This window comes from Streptomyces sp. NPDC050625 (assembly GCF_040654755.1).
Taxonomy (GTDB): domain Bacteria; phylum Actinomycetota; class Actinomycetes; order Streptomycetales; family Streptomycetaceae; genus Streptomyces.
In genome coordinates this window covers 36,261-60,586 of the sequence record NZ_JBFAIQ010000011.1, presented here as the reverse complement: position 1 = coordinate 60,586, position 24,326 = coordinate 36,261, and the positions used below count along the sequence as shown (strand labels likewise).

17 protein-coding genes are annotated in these 24,326 nt (G+C 72.0%); 10 read left to right on the top strand and 7 right to left on the bottom strand.

The features are described 5' to 3' along the window. Positions 1-11: 11 nt before the first annotated feature. From AB0I54_RS24465 to AB0I54_RS24455, 3 genes are read left to right on the top strand one after another with little or no spacing between them, the layout of a single operon-like run. Positions 12-1,136: an LLM class flavin-dependent oxidoreductase gene (locus AB0I54_RS24465; RefSeq protein ID WP_363298265.1), complete on the top strand. Its 1,125-nt coding sequence runs from the start codon at positions 12-14 to the stop codon at positions 1,134-1,136. Positions 1,137-1,182: 46 nt separating this feature from the next. Continuing rightward, a complete protein-coding gene (locus tag AB0I54_RS24460) occupies positions 1,183-2,913 on the top strand; it encodes a D-aminoacylase (protein WP_363298264.1) in 1,731 nt (576 codons plus the stop codon). Beyond that, complete coding sequence (locus AB0I54_RS24455) at positions 2,910-4,400, top strand: aldehyde dehydrogenase family protein (protein WP_363298263.1); 1,491 nt, start codon at positions 2,910-2,912, stop codon at positions 4,398-4,400. The genes AB0I54_RS24460 and AB0I54_RS24455 overlap by 4 nt, the downstream gene beginning before the upstream one ends. Before the next feature lie 3 nt (positions 4,401-4,403). On the opposite strand, the gene AB0I54_RS24450 is transcribed toward AB0I54_RS24455, so the two are convergent. Then, positions 4,404-4,799 carry a nitroreductase family deazaflavin-dependent oxidoreductase gene (locus AB0I54_RS24450; protein ID WP_363298262.1) on the bottom strand — a complete coding sequence of 132 codons (396 nt, stop codon included), beginning with the start codon at positions 4,797-4,799 and terminating at the stop codon, positions 4,404-4,406. 52 nt (positions 4,800-4,851) lie between these two features. Between AB0I54_RS24450 and AB0I54_RS24445 the strand changes: the two genes are divergently transcribed. Next, on the top strand, positions 4,852-5,412 hold the full coding sequence (locus AB0I54_RS24445; protein WP_363298261.1) for a GNAT family N-acetyltransferase: 561 nt from the start codon (positions 4,852-4,854) through the stop codon (positions 5,410-5,412). Here the strand turns inward: AB0I54_RS24445 and AB0I54_RS24440 are convergent. After that, positions 5,366-6,775, bottom strand: coding sequence for a CehA/McbA family metallohydrolase (locus tag AB0I54_RS24440; protein WP_363298260.1), 1,410 nt, complete (start codon positions 6,773-6,775; stop codon positions 5,366-5,368). The two genes, AB0I54_RS24445 and AB0I54_RS24440, sit on opposite strands and share 47 nt — an antisense overlap. A gap of 110 nt (positions 6,776-6,885) precedes the next feature. Between AB0I54_RS24440 and AB0I54_RS24435 the strand changes: the two genes are divergently transcribed. The 3 genes from AB0I54_RS24435 (at position 6,886) to AB0I54_RS24425 (ending at position 11,114) form a co-directional block, all read left to right on the top strand. Further along, positions 6,886-7,752 (top strand): LLM class F420-dependent oxidoreductase, encoded by an 867-nt coding sequence (locus AB0I54_RS24435; RefSeq protein ID WP_363298259.1) that lies wholly within the window; start codon positions 6,886-6,888, stop codon positions 7,750-7,752. Between the two features lie 69 nt (positions 7,753-7,821). Further along, positions 7,822-10,407, top strand: a complete 2,586-nt coding sequence (locus AB0I54_RS24430) for a bifunctional FO biosynthesis protein CofGH (RefSeq protein WP_363298258.1) — start codon at positions 7,822-7,824, stop codon at positions 10,405-10,407. A gap of 122 nt (positions 10,408-10,529) precedes the next feature. After that, positions 10,530-11,114: a hypothetical protein gene (locus AB0I54_RS24425; RefSeq protein ID WP_363298257.1), complete on the top strand. Its 585-nt coding sequence runs from the start codon at positions 10,530-10,532 to the stop codon at positions 11,112-11,114. On the opposite strand, the gene AB0I54_RS24420 is transcribed toward AB0I54_RS24425, so the two are convergent. Beyond that, entirely contained in the window at positions 11,107-11,610 is a 504-nt protein-coding gene (locus AB0I54_RS24420) for a DUF2165 domain-containing protein (protein WP_363298256.1), read from the bottom strand. The genes AB0I54_RS24425 and AB0I54_RS24420 overlap by 8 nt on opposite strands. Positions 11,611-11,700: 90 nt before the next feature. On the opposite strand from AB0I54_RS24420, the gene AB0I54_RS24415 reads away from it, so the two are divergent. Continuing rightward, entirely contained in the window at positions 11,701-14,181 is a 2,481-nt protein-coding gene (locus AB0I54_RS24415; protein ID WP_363298255.1) for a tetratricopeptide repeat protein, read from the top strand. Positions 14,182-14,322: 141 nt separating this feature from the next. Then, complete coding sequence (locus AB0I54_RS24410; protein WP_363298254.1) at positions 14,323-15,441, top strand: ADP-ribosylglycohydrolase family protein; 1,119 nt, start codon at positions 14,323-14,325, stop codon at positions 15,439-15,441. 51 nt (positions 15,442-15,492) lie between these two features. Here AB0I54_RS24410 and AB0I54_RS24405 read toward each other — a convergent pair whose 3' ends face one another. Further along, positions 15,493-17,040: a sodium:solute symporter family protein gene (locus AB0I54_RS24405; RefSeq protein ID WP_363298253.1), complete on the bottom strand. Its 1,548-nt coding sequence runs from the start codon at positions 17,038-17,040 to the stop codon at positions 15,493-15,495. 218 nt (positions 17,041-17,258) lie between these two features. Beyond that, complete coding sequence (locus tag AB0I54_RS24400) at positions 17,259-18,044, bottom strand: SDR family oxidoreductase (RefSeq protein ID WP_363298415.1); 786 nt, start codon at positions 18,042-18,044, stop codon at positions 17,259-17,261. A gap of 97 nt (positions 18,045-18,141) precedes the next feature. Between AB0I54_RS24400 and AB0I54_RS24395 the strand changes: the two genes are divergently transcribed. After that, positions 18,142-18,984: a hypothetical protein gene (locus AB0I54_RS24395; protein WP_363298252.1), complete on the top strand. Its 843-nt coding sequence runs from the start codon at positions 18,142-18,144 to the stop codon at positions 18,982-18,984. Between the two features lie 17 nt (positions 18,985-19,001). Here the strand turns inward: AB0I54_RS24395 and AB0I54_RS24390 are convergent, their stop codons facing one another. Continuing rightward, positions 19,002-20,912: an MFS transporter gene (locus AB0I54_RS24390; protein WP_363298251.1), complete on the bottom strand. Its 1,911-nt coding sequence runs from the start codon at positions 20,910-20,912 to the stop codon at positions 19,002-19,004. Positions 20,913-21,109: 197 nt separating this feature from the next. After that, the gene (locus AB0I54_RS24385; RefSeq protein WP_363298250.1) at positions 21,110-24,190 is read right to left on the bottom strand and encodes a D-alanyl-D-alanine carboxypeptidase; all 3,081 of its coding nucleotides are present in this window, start codon (positions 24,188-24,190) and stop codon (positions 21,110-21,112) included. Positions 24,191-24,326: the final 136 nt, after the last annotated feature.

Here is a 24,326-nt window from a genome sequence, read left to right as displayed (position 1 = left end):
GGTGAACCGCCTTGGAATTCGGGCTCTTTGTACAGGGATACGTGGGCAAGCGCGCCGAGACCGACCCGCTGGCCGAGCACAAGGCACTGATGGAGGAGACCGAGTACGTCATCCAGGCGGACAAGTCCGGCTTCAAGTACGCCTGGGCGTCCGAGCACCACTTCCTGGACGAGTACTCGCACCTGTCCGCCAACGACGTCTTCCTCGGCTACCTGGCCCACGCCACCGAACGCATCCACCTCGGCTCGGGGATCTTCAACCCGCTCGCCCAGGTCAACCACCCGGTGAAGGTGGCCGAGAAGGTCGCCATGCTCGACCACCTCTCCGGCAACCGCTTCGAGTTCGGCAGCGGGCGGGGCGCGGGCAGTCACGAGATCCTCGGCTTCCTGCCGGGCGTGACCGACATGAACTACACCAAGGAGATCTGGGAAGAGACCATCGCCGAGTTCCCCAAGATGTGGCTCCAGGACGAGTACGCCGGCTTCCAGGGCAAGCACTGGCAGCTGCCGCCCAGGAAGGTCCTGCCCAAGCCGTACGGCAAGTCGCATCCGGCGATGTGGTACGCGGCCGGGTCGCCGCCGTCGTACGCCATGGCCGCGCGCAAGGGGCTCGGCGTCCTCGGCTTCAGCATCCAGAAGGTCTCCGACATGGAGTGGGTGCTGGAGCAGTACAAGACCGCCGTCGTGAACGCGGAGCCCGTCGGGGACTTCGTGAACGACAACGTCATGGTGACGACCACGGCCATCTGCGCGCCGACGCACGACGAGGCGATCCGGATCGCCGCGTCCGGGGGGCTGCACTATCTGCCCTCGCTGGTGTTCCGGTACCACGACACGTTCCCGCGGCCCGAGGGCTTCCCGGTCTGGCCGGAGACCCTTCCCGAGTACACGCCGGAGTTCGTGGAGCTGCTGGTCGAGGAGGAGCTGCTGATCTGCGGCGACCCGGACGAGGTGCTGCGGCAGTGCAAGCGGTGGGAGCAGGCCGGGGCCGACCAGTTGAGCTTCGGGCTGCCGGTGGGGGTGCCGAAGGAGGAGACGCTGCAGACGATTCGGCTGATCGGGGAGCACGTGATTCCGAAGATCGACACGGATCCTGTGCATCGGACCACGCGGTTCCGGGCGGGGGCGGGGGCGTAGGACAGCAGGTCGGTCACCGGATCGCAGGTTTGAGGAGACCAGGTTCATGCTCGATCACGTCATCAAAGGGGCGACCGTCGTCGACGGGACCGGTGTGCCCGCCTTCACCGCCGACGTCGGTACCCGTGACGGTCGTATCGCCGTCGTCGGAACGGTCACCGAGGAGTTCCGGACCAGCGAGGACGCCACCGGACTCGTCCTCGCCCCCGGCTTCGTCGACCCGCACACCCACTACGACGCCCAGCTCTTCTGGGATCCGTACGCGACCCCGTCCCTGAACCACGGGGTGACGACCGTCGCGGCCGGGAACTGCGGGTTCACCCTCGCGCCCCTCAATCCGGACCGGCCCGAGGACGCCGACTACACCCGCCGCATGATGTCCAAGGTGGAGGGGATGTCCCTGGTCGCGCTGGAGGAGGGCGCGCCCTGGAGCTGGCACACCTTCGGGGACTACCTGGACGCGTTGGAGGGGCGCATCGCCGTCAACGCGGGCTTCATGGTGGGGCACTGCGCGCTGCGGCGGTACGTCATGGGGCCGGACGCGGTGGGCGGACAGCCGACGCAGGAGCAGCTCGCCGAGATGCTGCGGCTCCTTCACGAGGCGATGGACGCGGGTGCGTGGGGCTTCTCCACGACCCAGTCCTCGACCCACTCGGACGGTGACGGTCAGCCGGTGGCGTCGAGGCACGCACTGCCCGCCGAACTGCTGGCCCTGTCGAAGGCCGTCTCGGAGCACGAGGGCACGCAGATCGAGGCGATCGTCGCGGGCTGCCTGGACCAGTTCAGCGACGACGAGATCGATCTCTTCGTGGAGATGAGCGCGGCCGCCGGACGCCCCCTGAACTGGAACGTCCTCACGGTCGACGCGGCGGTCCCGGAGCGGGTGCCCAGGCAGCTGACGGCGAGCGAGCGGGCGCGGAAGGCGGGCGGGCGGATCGTCGCCCTCACCATGCCGATCCTCACGCCGATGAACATGTCGCTCGGCACGTTCTGCGCGCTCAACCTCATCCCCGGGTGGGGCCCGGTCCTCGGTCTCCCCGTCCCCGAGCGGATCGCGCGGCTCCGTGACCCGGACGTGCGGGCGGAGTTGCTCCGGCACGCCGGGTCGAAGGAGGCCGGCGTCTTCCGGCGGCTGGCGAACTTCGGGCGGTACGTCATCGGCGACACCTACAGCGAGGCGAACGCCGGGCTGACCGGCCGGGTGGTCCGCGACATCGCGGCGGAGCGGGGCCAGGACCCCTTCCACTGCCTGGTCGAGATCTGCGCCGCCGACGAACTCCGTACGGTCCTGTGGCCCATGCCCACCGACAACGACCCGGACTCCTGGGCGCTCAGGGCGGAGACCTGGCGGCACGAGGACGTCATGCTCGGCGGCTCGGACGCGGGCGCGCATCTGGACCGCATGTGCGGAGCGCCGTACACCACCCGTTTCATCGGTGACTGTCTGCGCGGCCGGCGGCTGCTGGGCCTGGAGCAGGCGGTGAAGATGCTGACGGACGACCCCGCGCGGCTGTTCGGGCTGCGCGAACGCGGCCGGATCCGGGAGGGCTGGCATGCGGATCTGGTGCTGTTCGACCCGGAGCGGATCGACGCGGGCCAGGCCACCCTGGTGCACGACCTGCCGGGTGACAGCCCGCGGCTGGACTCCCGGGCGATCGGGGTGCGGGCCGTGTGGGTCAACGGCGTCGAGGCGATCCGGGACGACGTGGTCAGCCGGGCCGTACCCGGGAAGGTGCTGCGCTCCGGGCGGGACACGAGGACGGTGAGCACCCGGTGAGTTCCCCGTCCGAAGGGCAGCGGCTGTTCATCGGCGGCGCCTGGGTGGAGCCGGACGCGGGTCACCACCCGGTGACCGACCCGGCGACCGAGGAGACCGTCGGCCTGGCGCCGGAGGCCTCGCGGCAGCAGGTGCGCGCGGCCTGCGCCGCGGCCCGCGAGGCCTTCGGCCCGTGGTCCCGGACGGCCCCGGAGGAGCGGGCGGCCGTGCTCGGGCGGGCCGCGGACATCATCCGCGGACAACTGCTCCCGTACGCGGATCTGGCCCAGGCGGAGACCGGCGCCACGACCGGTACGGCACGCGGGATGCAGGTGGGGGTGGCGGCGGCCCGCTTCCGCAGGTACGCGCGGGTCGAACCCGCCGAGTGGGCGATCCCGCCGCAGATCAACGAGGCGGGTGGGGGTACCTCCCACGCCCTTAAGGCAGTGGGGGCGGGGAAGGCGGGTGTGATGGGCGCGCTGGCGATACGCCAGCCCGTCGGTGTCGTCACCTGCGTCACGTCCTACAACAACCCGTGGGCGAACCCGGCCGGAAAGGTCGCCCCGGCGCTGGCCATGGGCAACACGGTGGTGGTGAAGCCGGCACCGCAGGACCCGCTGTCCGTCTACCGGATGGCGGAGGCGCTGGAGGCGGCCGGGGTCCCGCCCGGGGTGGTGAACGTGGTCTCGGGCCGGGCGGTGGAGGTCGGCGAGGAGGCCGTGGCGTCCCCCGACGTCGACATGGTGAGCTTCACCGGCTCCACGGCGGTGGGGCAGCGCATCGCCGAGGTGTGCGGGCGGCAGATGAAGCGGCAGCTGATGGAGCTGGGCGGCAAGGGGGCGGCGGTCGTCTTCGACGACGCGGACATCGGGTCGGCGGTGGCGGGGATCGGGACGACGTTCTCCTTCTACAGCGGCCAGATCTGCACGGCGCCGACGCGGGTGCTGGCGCAGCGGGGCGTGTACGACCGTCTGGTCGGGCAACTCGCGGCCTACGCGGCCCGGTTGAAGGTGGGCGATCCGAGGGATCCGGACACGGTGGTGGGCCCGGTGATCTCGGCGGAACACCGCGACCGGGTGGAGTCGTACGTCGAACTGGCCCGCAAGGAGGGCGCGACGGTGGTGACGGGCGGCGAACGCCCTCCCCTCGACCGTGGCTTCTACGTCTCTCCCACCCTCCTCGCCGACTGCACGAACGAGATGCGGGTGGCCCGGGAGGAGATCTTCGGCCCGGTGGTGTCGGTGATCCCCTTCGACGAGGAGGACGAGGGCGTGGCCCTCGCCAACGACTCCGACTACGGCCTGATCGACTACGTCTGGTCGGGTGACGTGGCCAGGGCCTTCCGGGTGGCCCGGCGGCTGCGGGCCGGCGGAGTCGGCGTGAACACCGTCGGCCGCAACATGGAGGCGCCGTTCGGGGGCTTCAAGAAGAGCGGGGTGGGCCGGGACGTGGGTGCCTACGCCCTGCACGCGTACAGCGAGGTGCAGGCGATCGTCTGGCCGGGGTGAGCCTCACCCCGTCAGATCCACCCGCACCGTCAGCAGATCGGTCCCGAGCGCCCACACCGCCGTGCTGTTCATGCGGGGCAGGGTGCGCAGGCGGGCCAGGGGGTCGTCGTCCGGGAGGAGGTGGGCGGTGCCGGTGTGCCAGCGGCCCCGGATACGGACGCGGACCGACGGGTCGGCCTGGATGTTGCGCACGTACTGGGACTTCTCGCCGAACTCCGAGACCAGCCAGAAGGAGTCACCGATACGGCGTCCGCCCACCGGCGTCTGCCGGGGCAGACCGGACTTGCGGCCCGTGGTCTCCAGGACCGTCTGGAGCGGGATCCGGCGCAGGACCGGGTTGCCGAGGTGGCGCTGGAACCAGGTGACGGCTTGGTGCTTCAGATCGGTGTAACGGGACATGCGCTCGAAGCCTCTCGCGGGCGGCTGGACCGGTTGATGCGAAGGTACGCCCATGAGCATCGTGAGAGCCGGGATCATCCGCACGGCGCGGCTGGAACTGCTGCCGCTGCTCGTCGAGCATGCCGAGGAGATGGCCGCGGTGCTCGCCGACCCCGCCCTGCACGGCTACATCGGCGGCACTCCCGACACCCCGCGGGAGCTGCGCTCGCGCTACCGGCGCCTCACCGCCGGTTCCCTCGATCCCGCCGTCTCCTGGCTGAACTGGGTGATCCGGCTCCGGGACGAGGACCGGCTGACGGGCACCGTCCAGGCGACCGTCGGGCCCGCGGGGAGCGGTCCGGGTTCCGTCGCCGAGGTCGCCTGGGTCGTCGGGACGCCGTGGCAGGGGCGGGGCATCGCCTCCGAGGCGGCACGGGGACTCGTCGACTGGCTCGCGGAGCAAAAGGGAGTGGAGGGTGTCGTCGCCCACATCCACCCGGAGCACCGCGCATCCGCCGCCGTCGCCACCGTCGCCGGGCTCACGCCCACCGGGGACGTGCGGGACGGCGAGGTGCGGTGGCGCCGGGTCATCGGTCCGCGGTCTGCCGACGCCCCAGGAAGATCGGGTTCGTGAAGGCCGCCAGTGAGCCCGGCAGCGGGCCCAGCGCGGTCTCGTGGCGCAGCTCCGCCCGGACGTAGGCCGCGTACGCCGGTGTCGTACGCCATTCGACCACCCCGGAGCCGGTCACCGGCAGCGGGTCGCTCGTCAGCAGGACGCCCTGGTCGGTGACGAGGCGGACGGTGCAGCGCGGGACGCCCGAGGCCTCCAGGCGTACGGTGACCGGCGTGTCGGGGTCCGACTCCAGCCGTTCGCCGATGCTTGCCCGTTGCCCGTCCTCGCTCGTCGCCGTGAACGTCAGCGCCACGTTCTTCGACTCGGCGACGTACGAGCGGCCCGCGCGCAGGCCCTCCTGGATCGCCTCCCGTGTGAGGTCGTCGGCGAGGACGACCGTCTGGGGCATGCCGACGACGTCCGGGTCGCGGTGGGCGTCGCTGTTGCCCATCGCGGGGAGCCAGCCCCGTCCCGGCTCCCGCACCGAGGCCACCAGCTGCGCGTCCCAGGTGGCCAGTGCCACCTCGTCGTCGGGCGTGTAGGGGCCGTTCCACACCTCCACGGCGTCCGCCTCCGCGAAGCCGAACTTCCAGGCGCAGCCGACGCAGGTGGCGTGCGGATGGGCGGGGACGACCAGGCCGCCGGCCCGGTGGATGTGCCGGGCGAAGCGGCCGAAGCGGTGGTCCCGTGCCCGGTAGCGCCAGTCGACGAAGGTGCCGGGGTCGGTGCCGAGGGCCAGCACATGGCCGTTTCTCGTGGTGACCTCCTCGCCCAGCAGGATCAGCAGGTCGTCGCCCGCCTCGGCGGCCCAGTGGGCGTGTGCCGCGTTGGTGTTGTGCTCGGAGGTGTTGATGAAGTCCAGGCCGGCCGCCCGCGCCAGCGCCGCGATCTCGGCCGGGGTGCGGCGGCCGTCGGAGTGCCAGGAGTGCAGATGGCAGTCGCCCCGGTACCAGGCCCGGCCCCGGCCCTCGGCGCGGGCGGGCGGGTACACCGGCGGTACGGCGGTGCCCGGCTCACCGTGCGTGAGCGTGACCGTCAGCTCGTAGGCCAGGCCCTGGGGCGCCACGGTGTACGGGCCGAGGACGATGTGCCAGGTGCCCTCCCGCAGCGGGCCGGGGAGGTAGCCCGGTGTCGCCTCGTCCGCGCGGACGAAGAACTCGGTGCGGGCGCCGCCGGACCAGCCGCGGAAGCCCTCGCCGCCCGGCTCGGTGCCGCGTTCGTCGAAGAGGCCGATGTCGAGGGCGTTCCCGGGGGTGCCGGGTGGCACGGGAGGCCTGTCGTAGGTGTAGGAGACCTTCAACTCGCTCACGCCTGCGGGGACTTCGACGGGAACGTAGACGTAGTCCGGGGAGCCGGGCGGCAGGGTGCCGCTTGTCGTCCTCACCTTTCCCAACCTAGACGCGGCGCACGGTCCCGTCATCGGCGCGATACCGCCAAGGGCAATGCCTACCGGTCGGTATCGACAGTTGGCCCGGGGCTGGGTACACCTGGGACATGCGAATCGCCGTCACGATCTTCCTGACCGACGAGACCATCGCCCCCGTCCGGCTCGCCCGTGAGCTGGAACAGCGCGGCTTCGCCGGGCTGTATCTGCCCGAACACACCCATATCCCTGTCGAGCGGACCACCCCGTACCCGGCCGGCGGTGAGCTGCCGCGCGAGTACGGCCGCACGCTCGACCCCTTCGTCGCGCTCGGGCAGGCCGCCGCGGTGACCGAGCGGCTGGGGCTCGGCACCGGCATCACGCTCGTCGCCCAGCACGACCCGATCGCCCTCGCCAAGCAGATCGCGACCCTGGACCACCTGTCCGACGGGCGGTTCACGCTCGGCCTCGGCTTCGGCTGGAACGTCGAGGAGGCCGCCGACCACGGGGTCGAGTGGCGTACGCGGCGGGAGTTGGTGCGTGACCGGATGGCGCTCATGCGTGCGCTGTGGGACGAGGAACCCACCGCCTACGAGGGGGAGTTCGGAAGCGTGCGGGCCAGCCGGGCCCACCCCAAGCCCGCCCAGAAGCCCAGGGGGCCGGTCGTCGGGCCCCGTACGCTCGTCGGCGGCGCCGCCGGGCCCAAGCTGTTCGCGCACATCGCCGAGTACACGGACGGCTGGATGCCGATCGGTGGGCGCGGGCTCGCCGAGTCGCTGCCCGTGCTGCGCTCGGTGTGGGCGGACGCCGGGCGCGACCCGGCCGCCCTCCAGGTGGTGCCGTACGCCGTCCAGCCCACCCCCGGAAAGCTCGCCCACTACACCGAACTCGGCATCGAGGAGACCGTGGTGCAGCTGCCGCCTGCCGGGGAGCCGGAGGTGCTGCGGGTGCTCGACGAGTACGCCCGATACCTGCCGGCAGCCAGTGACACCGTGTAACGACGAGCGGCCGCGGACGAATCGGACGGCACCTCTTTGCCCTGATCAACCCGAACGTATGCTCAAACAATGACGACTTCCGCGACCTCCGGAACCGGCCCGACCGAGAACTCCATGCGTCGCGCCCTCAAACGTGCCCGGGACGGCGTCGCCCTCGACGTCTCCGAGGCGGCGGTGCTGCTCCAGGCACGGGGCGAGGCCCTCGAGGACCTCGCCGCGTCCGCCGCCCGGGTACGGGACGCGGGCCTCGAAGCGGCGGGCAGGCCCGGTGTCATCACGTACTCGAAGAGCGTCTTCATCCCCCTCACCCGGCTGTGCCGGGACAAGTGCCACTACTGCACCTTCGTCACCGTCCCCGGCAAGCTCCGCCGAGCCGGGCACGGGATGTTCATGTCCCCGGACGAGGTCCTCGACATCGCCCGCAAGGGCGCGGCCCTCGGCTGCAAGGAAGCCCTGATCACCCTCGGCGACAAGCCCGAGGACCGCTGGCCGGAGGCCAGGGAGTGGCTCGACGCGCACGGCTACGACGACACCCTCGCGTACGTCCGGGCCGTCTCCGTCCGCATTCTGGAGGAGACGGGTCTGCTGCCCCATCTCAATCCGGGCGTCATGAGCTGGACGGACTTCCAGCGGCTCAAGCCGGTCGCCCCGTCGATGGGCATGATGCTGGAGACGACGGCGACCCGTCTGTGGTCGGAGCCCGGCGGCCCCCACCACGGCTCCCCGGACAAGGAGCCCGCCGTACGCCTGCGCGTCCTGGAGGACGCCGGCCGCTCCTCCGTGCCCTTCACCTCGGGGCTGCTCATCGGCATCGGCGAGACGTACGAGGAGCGCGCCGACTCCCTGTTCGCGCTGCGCCGGATCTCCCGCTCCTACCACGGCATCCAGGAGCTGATCATCCAGAACTTCCGCGCCAAGCCGGACACGGCGATGCGCGGGATGCCGGACGCCGAACTGGACGAACTGGTCGCCACGGTGGCGGTGGCCCGGCACATCATGGGCCCGGCCGCCTGCCTCCAGGCCCCGCCCAACCTCGTGGACAGCGAGTACGAGCGGCTCATCGGCGCCGGCATCGACGACTGGGGCGGGGTCTCCCCGCTCACCATCGACCACGTCAACCCCGAGCGCCCCTGGCCGCGGATCGAGGAGCTGACCGAGCGGTCCCGCGCGGCCGGCTTCGAGCTGCGTGAACGCCTGTGCGTGTACCCGGAGTTCGTCACGCGCGGCGAGCCCTGGCTGGACCCGCGGCTGCTGCCGCACGTGCGGGCGCTGGCGGACCCGGACACGGGCCTGGCACGGCCGGACGCGGTCGTGGAGGGGCACCCCTGGCAGGAGCCGGAGGAGGCCTTCGTCGCCACCGGGCGCACCGATCTGCACCGCACCATCGACACCGACGGCCGTACCTCCGACCGGCGCGACGACTTCGACGAGGTGTACGGCGACTGGGGCGCCCTGCGCGAGGCGGCCGCCCCGGGGATGGCGCCGGAGCGGATCGACGCCGACGTCCGCGCGGCCCTGGCGACCGCGGCCGACGACCCGACGCGACTGACCGACGCCGAGGCGCTGGCCCTCTTCCACGCGGACGGCCCGGCGCTGGACGCGCTGACCCGGATCGCGGACGACGTGCGCAGGTCGGCGGTCGGCGAGGACGTGACGTACATCGTCACCCGGAACATCAACTTCACCAACGTCTGCTACACCGGCTGCCGCTTCTGCGCCTTCGCCCAGCGCCGCACGGACGCCGACGCCTTCACCCTGTCCCTGGAGCAGGTCGCCGACCGGGCCCAGCAGGCGTGGGACGTGGGCGCGGTCGAGGTGTGCATGCAGGGCGGGATCCATCCGGACCTGCCCGGGACGGCGTACTTCGACATCGCCAAGGCGGTCAAGGCCCGGGTCCCCGGCATGCATGTGCACGCCTTCTCGCCGATGGAGGTGGTCAACGGCGCGACCCGCACCGGCATGTCCGTCCGCGAGTGGCTCACGGCCGCCAAGGAGGCGGGCCTCGACAGCATCCCGGGCACGGCGGCGGAGATCCTCGACGACGAGGTCCGCTGGGTGCTGACCAAGGGCAAGCTGCCCGCGGCCACCTGGATCGAGGTCGTCACGACCGCGCACGAGCTGGGCATCCGGTCGAGTTCGACGATGATGTACGGCCATGTCGACCAGCCCCGGCACTGGCTCGGCCATCTGCGCACCCTGGCCGGCATCCAGCGGCGGACGGGCGGCTTCACGGAGTTCGTGACCCTGCCCTTCATCCACACCAACGCGCCGGTCTATCTGGCGGGCATCGCGCGCCCCGGGCCGACGACGCGGGACAACCGGGCGGTGACGGCGATGGCCAGGCTGCTGCTGCACCCGTGGATCCCCAACATCCAGACGAGCTGGGTGAAACTGGGCACGGAAGGCGCGGCCGAGATGCTCCGCTCCGGCGCCAACGACCTGGGCGGCACGCTCATGGAGGAGACGATCTCCCGGATGGCGGGCTCGTCGTACGGCTCGTACAAGTCGGTCAGGGACCTGATCGCGGTGGCGGAGGCGGCCGGCCGCCCGGCACGGCCGCGGACGACGCTGTACGGGGAGGTGTCGGAGGAGCGGCAGCGGGCGGCGGCGGCGTCGGACGGGCATCTGCCGGAGCTGCTGCCGGTGCTGGACTGAGGTCCGCCGGGGCCGGACGGCGGCCTGCGGGGGCCGGACGGCGGCAGTGCTCGGGGGCGCTCGCAGTACGATGATCCGACCCCCGTGTGATGGGGGAACCGGAGCTGAGGAGATGCGTGCCCGTGCCTGCCCGACTGCCCTCGTGGGCCTGGGTCACCGGCCTTACGGCGGGGGCGACCGCCGCCGTCGTCGTCCTCGCCGTACAGGCGGACAGGGGCCCGCACCCGACGGCCGCGTCCGTCCGGCCGAGCGCCTCGGCGTCGGCCGGGGCGCACGGGTCCGGCTCGTCGAAGCCCAGGTCGAAGCCGAAGACGTCCGCGGTCCCCGCGATCCCGGCCGCCTCGGGCACGGGCCGCCGGGTCGTCTACTCGCTCGGGCAGAAGCGGGTGTGGCTGGTCGACGCGAGCGACAAGGCCGACCGCTCCTTCACCGTGTGGCCGGGAACGGTGAGCCCCGACCCCGGCACCTACACGATCTCCAAGACCCTCGCGGCCACCACCGGCTCCGACGGTGTGCAGATCGAGCACATTCTGTACTTCGCGGCGAAATCGGGCCTGTCGATCGCCTTCTCCAACGCGGTCGACGGCACCTCCCCGGCGCCCGCCGCGGGCAAGCAGACCAGCGGCATCCGCATGCCCAAGGCGGACGGCACGGCGCTATGGACCTTCGGCACGGAGCCGAACACCAAGGTGACGGTCGTCAAGTAGCCGACTTCTCCGGCAGCTGTACGACGATCAGGGTGATCCCGGTGAGCACGAGGACGCGGGTCGCCGCGTCCAGCCCGTTCCAGGTCTTCGACTGCCACATGGCGAACCACTCACCGCCGATCGCGACGAACCCGGCGCCGAAGAGCAGCATGAGCATCAGCAGCCCGTAGGTGGAGAGCTGCCGGGCCCGGTCGTGCCGGCGTCTCGCCCAGAACCACGTCCCGGCGATCAGCACGAGCGCCGCGACCGTCTCCCACACGATGACGGCGATGTACGCGGCGTCCTGAAGCCCCTTGTTCGTGATCGCCCGCCACATCAGGTCGTCGTCCTTGAACGTGGTGTCCATGGCGAGAACATGCCGCACGAATTGCTGGTTGGTCCCGAAGTCCGTGATGTTCCCCAGGGCGACGAGGGAGATGTAGAGGGCGACGGTGGCGGTGAGCAGGGCGGCGGAGAGGCGCAGGGCGCGCGAGGTGCCTGAGGTGGGGGTGGCCATGGAGGCGATCTTTCCCTGCCCGGCCCGCCACGTGCCGCTCGGATTGAGCCAGAATGACGGGGTGTCGGCTCCGGAGGAAGGGACGGACGGATGGCGCAGGCGCGGCCGTCGATGCAGGAGCTGATCGCACGGCGCAGGCGTGCCGGTTTCGTGGGGCGTGGCGCCGAACGGGCCGCGTTCCGGGCGAACTTCGGCATCCCGCCCGAGGACGAGCGACACCGCTTCCTCTTCCATGTGCACGGGAACGCGGGCGTCGGAAAGACCTTTCTGGTCCGGGAGTTGGAGCAGATCGCGCGGGAACTCGGCGCGCCGACCGTGTATGTCGACGAGGGCGCCGGCAGCGTGCCGGAGACGATGGCCGTGATCGGCCGCCAACTCACCGCGCAGGGCCACCGGTTGAAGGAGCTGGACCGGATGCTGGCCACGCACCGCGAGCGCCGGCACGAGGCGGAGGCGGCCGCCGTCGCCGTACCGGAACCGGACGGGCCGTCGGCGGGCAGCCTGGCGCTGGCCCGGGCGGGCCTGGTGGGCCTCGGTCTCGTCCCGGTGGCCGGTGCCTTCGCGCCGGCGCTGGACGCGGACCGGATCGCCCAGGGCGCGGACCGGCTGCGGGCCGGACTCAGCGCGCGCTTTCGCAACCAGGAGGACGTACAGCTGGTGCTGTCCCCGGAGCGGGTGCTGACGCCGGTGCTGCTGGGCGAGTTGGCCGCCGTCGCGTCGGCGGTCCCGTGGCTGGTCCTGTTCTTCGACACCTACGAACGCACCGGGCCGTTCCTCGACGGCTGGCTGCACGAGGTGATGACCACCGATCGGTACGGGGTCCTGCCCGCCAACGTCGTCGTGGTGACCTCCGGCCAGCGTCCCTTCGACACCGCCCGCTGGGGCGGCTTCGCGGACTTCATGACCGATGTGCCGCTCGGGGCGTTCACGGAGGCGGAGGCGCGGGGGCTGCTGGCGGACCGGGGGGTGCGGGACGAGCCGGTGGTCGCCGAGGTGCTGCGGCTGACGGGCGGACTGCCGGTGCTCGTCTCCACGCTCGCCCAGGCCCGGCCCGCCGATCCGGACGACGTGGGCGATCCGAGCGCGGACGCCGTGGAGCGGTTCCTGAAGTGGGAGCGCGATCCGGTACGGCGCGGTGTCGCCCTGGCCTGCGCGCTGCCCCGGCGGCTGGACGCGGACGTGTTCCGGGCGGTGGTGGACTGCGAGGAGTCCGAACTCGACTCGTTGTACGGGTGGTTGAGAGGGCTGCCGTTCGTCGACGGGCGCGGGGAGCGGGTGCGGTACCACGACGTCGTACGGGTGCCGATGCTGCGGTTGCAGCGGACACGCTCGCCGCGGGGGTGGGCCGAGCGGCACGGACGGCTCGCGGAGGTGTTCGGGCGCTGGCGGGACGAGGCCGAGGCCGGGCTGGACCTCCCGCGCCGGTGGGCGGACGCCGACTGGCGGGAGCTGCGGCTCGCGGAGTCCTACCACTCCTTGTGCGCGGCGCCCCGGGCCGCGCTGCCCGCGATCCTGGCCGATGTCGTCCACGCCTGCGGGCAGGGCGACGAGGTGGCGCTGCGCTGGGCGCGGGTCCTGGTCGAGGCGGGTGGGGACGCGGACGCGGAGGCCGTGCGGACCTGGGGGAACGGGCTGGCGGAGACGCTTACGGGGAGCGGGCCGGCCGAGGCGCTCCGGCTGCTGCTGGATCGCGCGGGGGGCGAGGAGCCATGGCGGGCGCAGGCGATGGCGCTGCGGGGTGACGCCTTCGCCCGTGACGGTGAACACGCGCGGGCGCTGGAGGAGTACGACCGTGCCCTCGCCCTCGACCCGGACCTGGTGCGCGCGCATCGCGCGAAGGCCGCGACCCGGGGCGGGCTGGGGGACTACGAGGCCGCGGTCGCCGGTCTCGACCGGGTGGTCGCGCTGGAACCGGACAATCCGTACAACGTCATCCTGCGCGGCGAGTACCACCGCCTCCTGCGCCACCACGACGAGGCGCTGCGGGACCTGACCGAAGGCATCCTCCGTGACCCCGCCAGCGAGTTCGCCCGGGCCTCGCGCGGCGCCGCCCACGAGCGCGCCGGCGATCTCGATGCGGCGCTGGCGGACCTCGACCGCGCGCTGGAACTCAAGCCGGACTACGCCTGGGCGCTCGGCCGCCGGGCCCGGGTCTGGCGCGGCCTCGGCGACCACGACCGGCAACTGGCCGACCTCGACCGGGCGATCGCCCTCTGGCCCGACTGGGGCTGGGGCCACTGCGAACGGGGTGACGCGCTGCGCGTGGCCGGTCGCGACGAGGAAGCCCTCGCCGACTACACGCGCGCGCTCGCCATCGACCCCGGGTACGCGTCGGCATACGCGAGCCGGGGGGTGTCGCTGTCCAACCTCGGCCGCCACCGCGAGGCGCTCGCCGACCTGGACCGGGCCCTGGAGCTCAACCCCTCCTACCCGTGGGCCCTGTGCCGACGGGCGGAGGTGCACCTCGAACTCGACGGGACCGAGCGGGCGCTGGCCGACGCGAGCCGCGCGCTGGAGCTCAGCCCCGACTACGCCCCGGCCCGCACCCTGCACGACCGCCTCATCCGCTGACCGGCTCCCCGGTCACCCGTGGCGCTCATCGCTGTACGGGAATGACCGGGCCGGGATGATTTGCCCCCGTGAACCGATCGTCCCCGGTCGATTACAGTGCTGAGCTGTCGTACGTATGGACACTGCTGTGAGGAGGTCTCGGTGGATGCGACATCCGGCGCCGTCTGGGGCCGCGCCGAGCAGCAGGACTTCCGCGGCAGGGTGCGCGGCACCCTCCTCGGCGCCGCCGTCGGGGATGCGCTCGGGGCCCCCGTGGACGGGCTCACCACGGAGGAGATCCAGACGTCGTACGGCGTCGAGGGCCTCGTCGACCTCGCCCTCGCCATTGGCAGACGCGGCGCGGTGACCCATCACACCCAGCTGACCCTGTTCACGGTGGACGGGCTGATACGCGCCCAGGTCCGCCGTGACACCGGCGCCTGGCATCCGCCGACCGATCTGCACCGGGCGTATCTGCGCTGGGCGGCCACCCAGCGGGACTGGGGCCCGGACGAGCGCCGCAAGGACGACGGCTGGCTGGCCCGCGAGGAGTGGCTGTACGCCCGCCGCGATCCGTCGCGTGCGCTGCTGATCGGCTTCGGGGACGAGAACATGGGCACGCTGGAGGCGCCCAAGAGCCCGGGCGAGCTGGGCCCGGAGGCCGTCGTCCGCTCGGCACCCTTCGGGCTGCTGGTCGGCTGGGAGCCGCAGCTGGTGCTGCAGCTGGCGGTGGAGTGCGCGACCCAGAGCCACGGTCACCCCACCGCGTATCTGTCGGCGGGCGCCTACGCCGTGATCGTGCACGCGCTGGCCCGTGGCGACAGCCTGGACGGCGCCGTGCAGCGCGCGCTCGCCCTGCTCGCCGTCCGCCCAGGCCACCAGCCCGTCTCCGACGCCCTCCAGCACGCGCTGGGCACGGTGCGGCAGGGGATGCCCGGCCCGGCGCGGGTGGAGGAGCTGGCGGGCGACGGGGCCGCGGACGGTCTGCTGGCCGCCGCCGTGTACTGCGCGCTGGTGGGGGAGGACGTACGACATGGCCTGTGCCTGGCGGTCAACCAGGCCGGCCCTTCCGGCGCCACGGGCGCGCTGACCGGCGGTCTGCTCGGGGCTCTGCACGGCGAGACGGCCCTCCCGCCGGCCTGGCTGGCCGAACTGGAGGGCCGCCCCACGATCCTGGAACTGGCCGACGACTTCGCGATGGAGATGACCCAGGGCCCGGCGCTGCACGGTCCGGCGGGGGCGGCTCCGGGGTGGCTGGCGAGGTACCCGAGAGGCGCCTAGCCGTCGCCGTCGCCGTCTCCGTTGCCTGCCCTGCGCCCTCGCGGCCCGCGGTTACGCGGGCTCGGTTTCCGCCGTGGCCGGTACCGGGGCCGCCGCCCCGTCTCCGTCCGTGTTGATCCGCTCGATGATCGCGAGCCGCTCCGGGGTGTCCTCCGGCTTCAGGTAGCCGATGAGGATGTACAGGACCAGGGAGACGGCCAGCGGTACGGACACCTGGTACTGGAGCGGGACTCCGCCGTCGACGTTCCAGTTGATCGGGTAGTTGACCAGCCAGAACGCCAGCAGACCCGCCGCCCAGCTGGTGAGCGCGGCCGTCGGGCCGGAGCGGCGGAACGGGCGGAGCAGGCCCAGCATCATCGGGATGGCGATCGGGCCCATCAGACCGGCGACCCACTTGATGACGACCGTGATGATGTCCTTGAACGTGGGGGAGTTGACCTGCGTCGCCACCGACATGGACAGGCCGAGGAAGACGACCGTGGTCACCCGCGCCGCGATCAGCCCCGACTGCTCGTTCCAGGCCCGGGCCCTGGCCGAGAGCACCGGTGCCACGTCCCGGGTGAACACCGCGGCGATCGCGTTGGCGTCGGAGGAGCACATGGCCATGGTGTGGGAGAAGAAACCGACGATGACCAGGCCCAACAGCCCGTGCGGCAGGAGCTGTTCGGTCATCAGGGCGTAGGAGTCGGAGCCGTCGGGCTTGTTGGCGTGCACCAGCAGCGGCGACATCCACATGGGGAAGAAGAGGACCACGGGCCAGATCAGCCAGAGGGCCGCCGACAGACGTGCGGACCGGGTGGCCTCCTGCGGGCCGGCCGTCGCCATGTAGCGCTGGGCCTGGTTGAGCATGCCGCCGTTGTACTCGAAGAGCTTGATGAAGAGGAACGCCAGCAGGAAGACGGTGCCGTACGGGCCGACCAGCGGCTTGCCGTGGCCGTGCAGCGCGGGCTCGTCCCAGGCGCCGAGGAAGCCGATGTTCTTGTCGTCGAGCTTGATCACGACCGCGACGAACATCGACAGACCGGCGAGCAACTGGATGACGAACTGGCCGAGTTCGGTCAGCGCGTCCGCCCACAGGCCGCCGATCGTGCAGTACACGGCCGTGATGGCGCCGGTGATGAGGATGCCCTGGTTCAGTGAGACGCCGGTGAAGACCGACAGCAGCGTGGCGATCGCCGCCCACTTCGCGCCCACGTCCACGATCTTCAGCAGCATGCCGGACCAGGCCAGGGCCTGCTGGGTGGGCAGGTTGTAACGGTTCTTCAGATACTCCAGCGGAGAGGCGACATGGAGCCTGGACCGCAGCCGGTTGATGCGCGGCGCGAACATCTTCGAGCCGATGGCGATGCCGAGCGCGATAGGGAAGGACCAGGTGACGAAGGAGGTGACGCCGTAGGTGTAGGCGATGCCCGCGTATCCGGTGAACATCACCGCGCTGTAGCCGGACATGTGGTGCGAGATGCCGGACAGCCACCAGGGCATCTTGCCGCCGGCCGTGAAGAAGTCGCTGACGTCGTCCACGCGCTTGTGCGACCAGATGCCGATCGCGACCATCACGCCGAAGTAGGCGATGAGCACGGTCCAGTCGAGACCGTTCATATGCCCCCCTTCCAGGGTCCGCCTTGTGAACTCCGCCCAGCTGGCTGGCACTTCGCATAGGCGGAGCGGGGACGGGGAAGGCCGCGAAGTGCCCGCTCATCGTGGGTGCGGTTACGCGAGCACGACAAGCAAGCGGAAGGTCAAGAGCGAGCAAAAATGTTCTGCTTGCTGACCTTGGTTCACCTATATGAACAGATCCCTGAGCTGGGAGCACCACCTCAACGCATCAGCTCCCCGGCGTTGACCAGCAGCGACTGCCCGGTGATCGCCCGCGCCCGGTCGGAGGCGAGGAACACCGCCGCGTCTGCCACGTCGCCGTCCGTCGCCAGTTCCGGGAGGGCCATTCGGGAGGTCAGGCGTTTCAGGACCGTGGCCTCCGGTACGGACTCCGTGTGGGCGGTGAACCGGACGTAGGCCTGTACCGGCGGGCCCCACATCCAGCCGGGCAGGACCGTGTTGACGCGGATCCGGTGGGGGCCGAGTTCACCGGCCAGGGAGTACATCGCGCTGGTCAGGGCGCCCTTCGAGGCGGCGTACGCGGCCTGCTTCACCTGTGAGGGCGCGGCGACCGCCGACTGGGTCCCGATGAAGACCACCGAACCGCCGCGCTCCTTCAGCGCCGGCAGACAGGCCCGGGTCATGCGCAGCGACCCCAGCAGATTGACGTCGATCACCGACTGCCAGGTCGCGAAGTCCGCGTCCTCGACACCGCCGAAGTAGGAGTCCCAGGCCGCCACGTGCACCACGGCGTCGATCGCCCCGAACCGCTCCCGCGCCAGCCCCGCCAGTGCCTCGCACTGCCCCTCGTCGGTGATGTCCGTCGCCCGGTACGCCGTGTGCGCCCCGTCCGCGTCGATCTCGGCCGCGCTCTTGGCGAGGTTCGCCTCGGTGCGCGCCCCGAGCACCGCGTTCCCCCCGTCCCGTACGACCGCCGCCGCGACCTGGTGGCCGAGACCCGCACCGACCCCCGAGACGACGACGGTCTTGCCCGCGAGCAGTGACATGGCGGCCTCCCGACCCTGGCGCTTCATCTGACGGTCCGTCAGAGTATGGGCGAGCGCCGGAGGACGGAAGAGAGAGCGGAAGCGGAAGGGGAACGGCATGAGCGAGGAGACCCGCAGCGAGCGGTACGCCGAACTGGCCGCCGTCGGCCCGTACGGCGTCCGCCCCGGCCACGCCCTGATCACCATGGTCGAGCCGCACCCCGGCCACGAGTACGCCTACAACCGCTGGTACGAGGACGACCACTACTACGCCGGCGCGATGGCCATGCCCTGGATGTACGCGGGCCGCCGCTGGGTGGCGACGCGGGACCTCCAGCTCCTGCGCTACCCGGAGAAGTCCGCGATAGCCCAGCCCGTCACCGCCGGCTGCTACATCTCGACGTACTGGATCACCGACGGCCGCTACGACGACCACATGAAGTGGACCGTCGCCATCAACAAGCGCCTCAACCGCGACGCCCGCGTCCACCAGGACCGCACCCACGTCTTCACGGCCTTCCAGGACCACGAGACGACCGTCTACCGCGACGGCGCGGCGGGACCGAGGGACTTCCACGCCCTCGACCATCCCTACGCGGGCCTGGTGGTCGAGGTCGTCGACGCCGAGTCCCCGGAGCGGCGCGCCGAACTCCTGGAGTGGCTCCGCTCCCGGCACCTACCCAAGCGGGTGGCGGCCTCCCCGACGGCCATGGTGACCGTCTTCCGCCCGACCCCGCTCCCCGGCGACCGCATGACCTATGTGAAACAGGTCGAGGGCGTCGACACCCGGCTCACCCTGTTGTGGTTCCTGGAGACGGATCCCCGGGAGTGCTGGCAGGGGCACTTCACCGGCCTGGACGAGCAGGTGGCGGAGTCGGGGCTGGGGCGGGTCGAGCTGGTGGCGCCGTTCATTCCGACGATTCCGGGCACGGACCAGTACGTGGCGGAGCTACGCGGCTGATCCGGGGCCCCGGACGCTCACTTCAGCTCGTCGGGGCAGGGAGTGCCCCGGGGCAACTGGTAGGGCGCGGCCAGGCGGTACGTGCCGGCCTTGGGCGCCAGCAGCATCGTCCACTTGTCCCCCTGCGCGTCCTGCTCCGTCTCCATCAGGCACCCGTTGACGTTGTCGTACGTCTTCGGCATGCCCTCGGCGCGGTGCTTGGAGGCCTGCGTCTCCTGCGGCGGCTTGAGGCTCTTGCCCTGGGCGTCGACGATGCTCAGCCACGGCGAGTACGGGATGCGGATGAGGATGCGGCCGGCATGGCGGACCTCGATCGTCAGCTCGCCCTGCTCGGCCCGGTCGACCACCGCGTCGGGCTCGGCGAGCGACGCCGGGTCGGTCACCTTGAACAGCTGCCAGTTGGCGTCGCCCCAGATCTGCTTCAGATACGGCATACCGCGCTGGACCAGGGCCCGCTCGCGCTCGCCGCCGTCCCCGTCCGGATCGTCCTTGGGCAGCACGACGAAGTGGACGGCCCAGCGTTGGAGCCATTCGTGGTAGTTCGCCGAGTTGAGCGTGTCGTCGTAGAAGAGCGGATTGCGCTCCATGTCGGCCTGGCGGTTCCAGCCGCGGGCCAGGTTGACGTACGGCGCGAGCGCGGAGGCCTCGCGGTGCGAGCGGGCCGGGACCACCTCGACGCGGCCCTTCTCGGCGCCGACCTGCTGCAGCTCGTTCACGAGCGGGGCCAGCTCGCGCGCCCAGGACGCCGCCGGGGTCGTATGGATGATGTCGTCGACCGACTTGAAGCCTATCCAGCCGACGGTCCCGAGGAACGCCAGCACGATCGTGTACCACTTGCGCGAGCGCGGCACCGCGAACGGCAGCGCCGCGATCAGCGTCACGCCCGCGAACAGCATCGGCAGCCGCGAGATGTTCGACCCGATCTGCGAGCTGACCAGCCAGACCAGTACCACCCCGATGCTGAAGACCGCGGCGGTCAGCCGGACGGTCCGCCACTCCTTGGGGACGAGGAAGAGGCACAGCAGCCCGTACGACAGCGGCAGGATCACCGAGAAGATCGTCATCGGCTGGGTGCCGGAGAAGGGGAACAGCCAGGCCGAGACGGCGACGACCGCCGTCGGCGCGAGCCCCAGCGCATAGGCGCCCGGCCGCCGCTTCTGCAGGAAGAGCGCCGCCGCGACCAGGCCCACGAACAGGCCCGCGACGGGGGAGCCCATGGTGGCGAGCGCGGCGAGCGGCGCGGCGACCAGCGCCTTCGCCCACCGTTTGTGCCGCCAGCGGTACGGCCAGCAGAACACGGCCGCGACCGCGCCGAGCGCGAACACCGTGCCGAGGCCGAAGGTCACCCGGCCCGAGACCGCGTTGCAGATCAGCGCGAAGACCCCGGCCAGCGCGGCCCACAGCGGGTTCTTGACGACCCGGCTGCGGATGAGGATCAACGTCAGCAGGCCCGCCGAGACCGTCCCGGCGATCATCATCGTCGTACGGACACCGAGGACCGACATCAGGTAGGGCGAGACCACGCTGTACGACACCGGGTGCATCCCGCCGTACCAGGCCAGGTTGTACGCCGAATCGGGGTGCCGGCCGACGAACTCGGCCCATGCGTCCTGCGCCGCGAGGTCGCCGCCGCTGTTGGCGAACGTGAAGAACCAGATGACGTGCAGCACACCGGACAGCGCGGTCATGGACAGCACGGGATGGAGCAGCAGCCGCTGCCGCAGGGGCTCGGCGGCGGCGAGCAGCCGGGCCCGTCTGCCGGTGCGCCCGGCGCCCGGGCCGTCCTCACGGCGGTCGTCGCGGCCGTCGCCAGGGCCGTGCGTCCCGGTGCCGTGACCGTCCGTGTCAGCTTCGGGCAGGCGTATTCGCGGGCCGGATCCCGGGCCCGGATCGGCGTCGTCGGCGCGTGTCGGCTCCGCTGTGGCCACCTGAAGGCACTCCCCGTGTCCCGTCTTCTGTTCTCGGCCGTGTCCCGTGGTGTTCCCGGCCGCTTCTCGTCCAGTTCGCGGCCTGGTCGCGCTGACCGGCGACCTGCCCCGATTCGTGACGCTAGCACGCACCCCGCCGCGGGGCTCCCGGGTGGGGGCCGCGCGACGGGGTGCGGTGACGGAACGTGCCGTGTGCGTCAGCCGAGACGGGTCAGCTTGCTGCCGAAGCCGGGCTCGGTCAGGTCCTTCTGCAGGGCCACCGGGACCTGCACCGCGCCGCTCTTGCCGTCACCGACGGTGAGCGTGCCGACCTTGGTGCCGGCCTTCGCGGTGTGCGGGACGGTGTCGGCCGCGAAGGACAGCTTCACCTTCAGGCCGGCCCAGCCGACGGCCGTGACGTCCTCGGTGACGACCACCGGGGTGTGCCCGTCGAGGCCGTCGTCCACATACCCGACCACATCGCCCTTCTTCAGGGTCTTCGCCGAGGTGAGCGCGTCCTCGGCGGCGAGCAGCGCCGTCTTGCTGACCGCGTTGACCGTGTCGAGGATCGACGGCTTGTGCTGGCCGAGGATCGCGCCGACGACGGTGACCGTCTCGCCGCCGACCTTCTTGCGGGCGGCGAAGAGCAGGTTGCCGCCGGCCGCCGTGGTGCTGCCGGTCTTGATGCCGATCGCGCCCACGAGGTAGGGGAGCTGGTTGTAGTTCGGCCAGTTGTGTCCGGAAGGGTCCTTCCAGCTGGCCGCGCTGGTGATCGCGACGAGAGCCGGGACCTTCACGACCGCGTTGCCGAGCTTCACCTGGTCCCCGGCCGTGGAGACGGTGGTCTCCTTCAGCCCGGAGGGGTCGGTGTACGTCGTCGCCGACATCCCCAGCTCCTTGGCGGTGGCGTTCATCTTCTTGACGAACGCCGCCTCGGAGCCGCCCGCGTCCCAACGGGCCAGCAGCCGGGCGATGTTGTTCGCGGACGGGATCATGACAGCCGACAGGGCCTGCTTCAGCGTGAGCTTGTCGCCGGCCTTGATGCTGTTGAGCGTGGACTCGCCGGCCTTGTCGTAGCCGCCCTCCTTCTCGGCGGTTGCGTCGACGGTGATGGTCGGACCCTCCTCGCCCGCCTTGAGCGGGTGGTCCTTCAGCACGATGTACGCGGTCATCGTCTTGGCCACCGAGCCGATGGCGACGGGCGTCTGCTTGCCGAAGCTGTCCATCGTGCCGATGCCGTCGACGTCCATCCAGCCCTGCCCCTCGGCGGGCCAGGGGAGGGTGACCTTGCCGCCTTCGAACTGGTACGACTCCTCGGCGGTCAGCGCGAGGGTGGGGGTGGGCAGGGGGCGCATGGCCTGTACGACCGCAAAGACGATCACCAGCAGGACGACCAACGGGGTCCAGATCTTGACCCGCCGCACGATCGTCCTGACCGGGGTCTCCGGCGGCGGGGGCGTGTTCGTCAGCTCGGCGAGCAGGTCGAGCGGGGGCTTGGGCGGGAGCGGCTGCTGGGTGGTGCGCTCGGGGCCGACCTGGGGGATGGCGGTGGTGACGTCTGCCTGGGCCTGGGCCGGCGGGTTCGGCGTACGGGTTGCCGGGGCGTCGAGGGGCTTGAGCGCGACGAACTTGCTGGTGCGTTCGGCTTCCGCCGGCTCGGAGGGCTTCGGCTTCTGCGTGCCGCCCAGCTTGAGCATGGTGGTCGGCTGGTCGACCTGGGGCTTGGGCCTGGGTGCCTTGAAGACGGCGGTGGGGTGGCCGACGGGGGGCTTGGGGGCGGCCTCGGCTCCGCCTTCGGCCGTGCGGTTCCCACCCGCACCACCCGTGCGGCTTTCGTCCTTGGGTGCGGGTGGCCCCTGTGGGGCGTCCTCACCGTCGGCGGCTCGCGGGTCGCGGGGGGTTCGGGGGCCGGGCGTCGACTTCGGGGCGGAGCCCTTTGCGCCGGCATCCGCCTTCGACACGGAAACCGGCTCGGCGTCAGCGGCCTTGAGGGCAGCGCCCTCCGCACCGGAACGCTCGCCCTCGCCGCCGTCGCCCGCCTCCGGGGCTTCGCCGCCCTTGGAGTCGGCCTGCGCCGCGCCGCGGGCGTCCTCGGGCTCGGAGTCGGCGCGTGCCTCGTCCTCGGTCGCCGAACCGGCGGCGGCCTTGCTCGCCTTGGCCTCGGAGTCGGCGTACGCCGTGCTGCGCGCGTCCTCGGGCTCGGAGTCGGTCTGGCGCTGTGCTGCTCCGCGGCCGTCCCCGCCGTCGGAGTCGGCGCGTGCCTCGTCCTCGGTCTTCGAACCGGCGGCGGCCTTGCTCGCCTTGGCCTCGGAGTCGGCGTACGCCGTGCCGCGGGCGTCCTCGGGCTCGGAGTCGGCGTGCGCCTCGCTCTCGGCCTCCGAACCGGCGGCGGTCTCGCTCGCCTTGGCCTCGGTGTCGGCCTGCGCCGTGCTCCGGGCGTCCTCGGGCTCGGAGTCGGTCTGGCGCTGTGCTGCTCCGCGGCCGTCCCCGCCGTCGGAGTCGGCGCGTGCCTCGTCCTCGGTCTTCGAACCGGCGGCGGTCTCGCCCGCCTTGGCCTCGGCGTCGGCCTGCGCCGTGCCGCGGGCGTCCTCGGGCTCGGAGTCGTCCCGGCCCGCCGCCTCGTCGTCCTCGGCCTCGGTGTCGACCGTCGCCGACCTGCCCTCGCCCCTGGCTTTGGCGTCGGCTGCCGACCCGTCCTCGCCCGTCACCTCGGAGCCCGACTGTGCCGCTCCCTGCTCGTCCTCGCCGTCGGAGTCGGCGCGTGCCTCGTCCTCGGTCTTCGAACCGGCGGCGGTCTCGCCCGCCTTGGCCTCGGAGCCGGCCTGTGCCGAGCTGCGCGCGTCCTCGGGCGCGGAGTCGGCCTCCGCCGCCTCGTCGTCCTCGGTCTCCGCGTCGGCCGCCGCCGACCCGCCCTCGCCCTTGGCCTTGGAGTCCGCCTGCGCCGTGCTCCGGGCCTCCTCGCCCTCGGAGTCCGCCCGTGCCGTGCTCCGGGCCCCCTCGTCCTCGGAGTTGGCCTGGGCCTCCTCGTCGGACCCGGCGGAGCCGCCCGTGCGGACCCACGTTGCCACCGCCGCGCGCAGGCGGCTGTCCTCGGCCTCCTGCTCGGGGCCTCCCGCGGTAGCGGGCACGTCCCGGACCGACAGGACACGGGTCGCCGTGTCCGCGGTGCGGCGGGACACCGCGAGACGCGGGTCGCGTGCCTCGGGAACCGGACCCCCGCTCCCCGGCGTCGGTTCTGCCGACGACTCGCGCTGCTTCGACTTGTCGGGGGACTCGCCCGCCACCGATGCCTCCTCCATGTGCCGCACGCCCTCCGTGCCCTAACCGCAGTCCGGACCCCGCCTCCCCGACGCTGTCCGAACCATGTACCAGTGTCCTGTGTGCGGGCTTAACCCATGCGGCTAGACGAGAACGACATACCTACCGGTTCCCTTA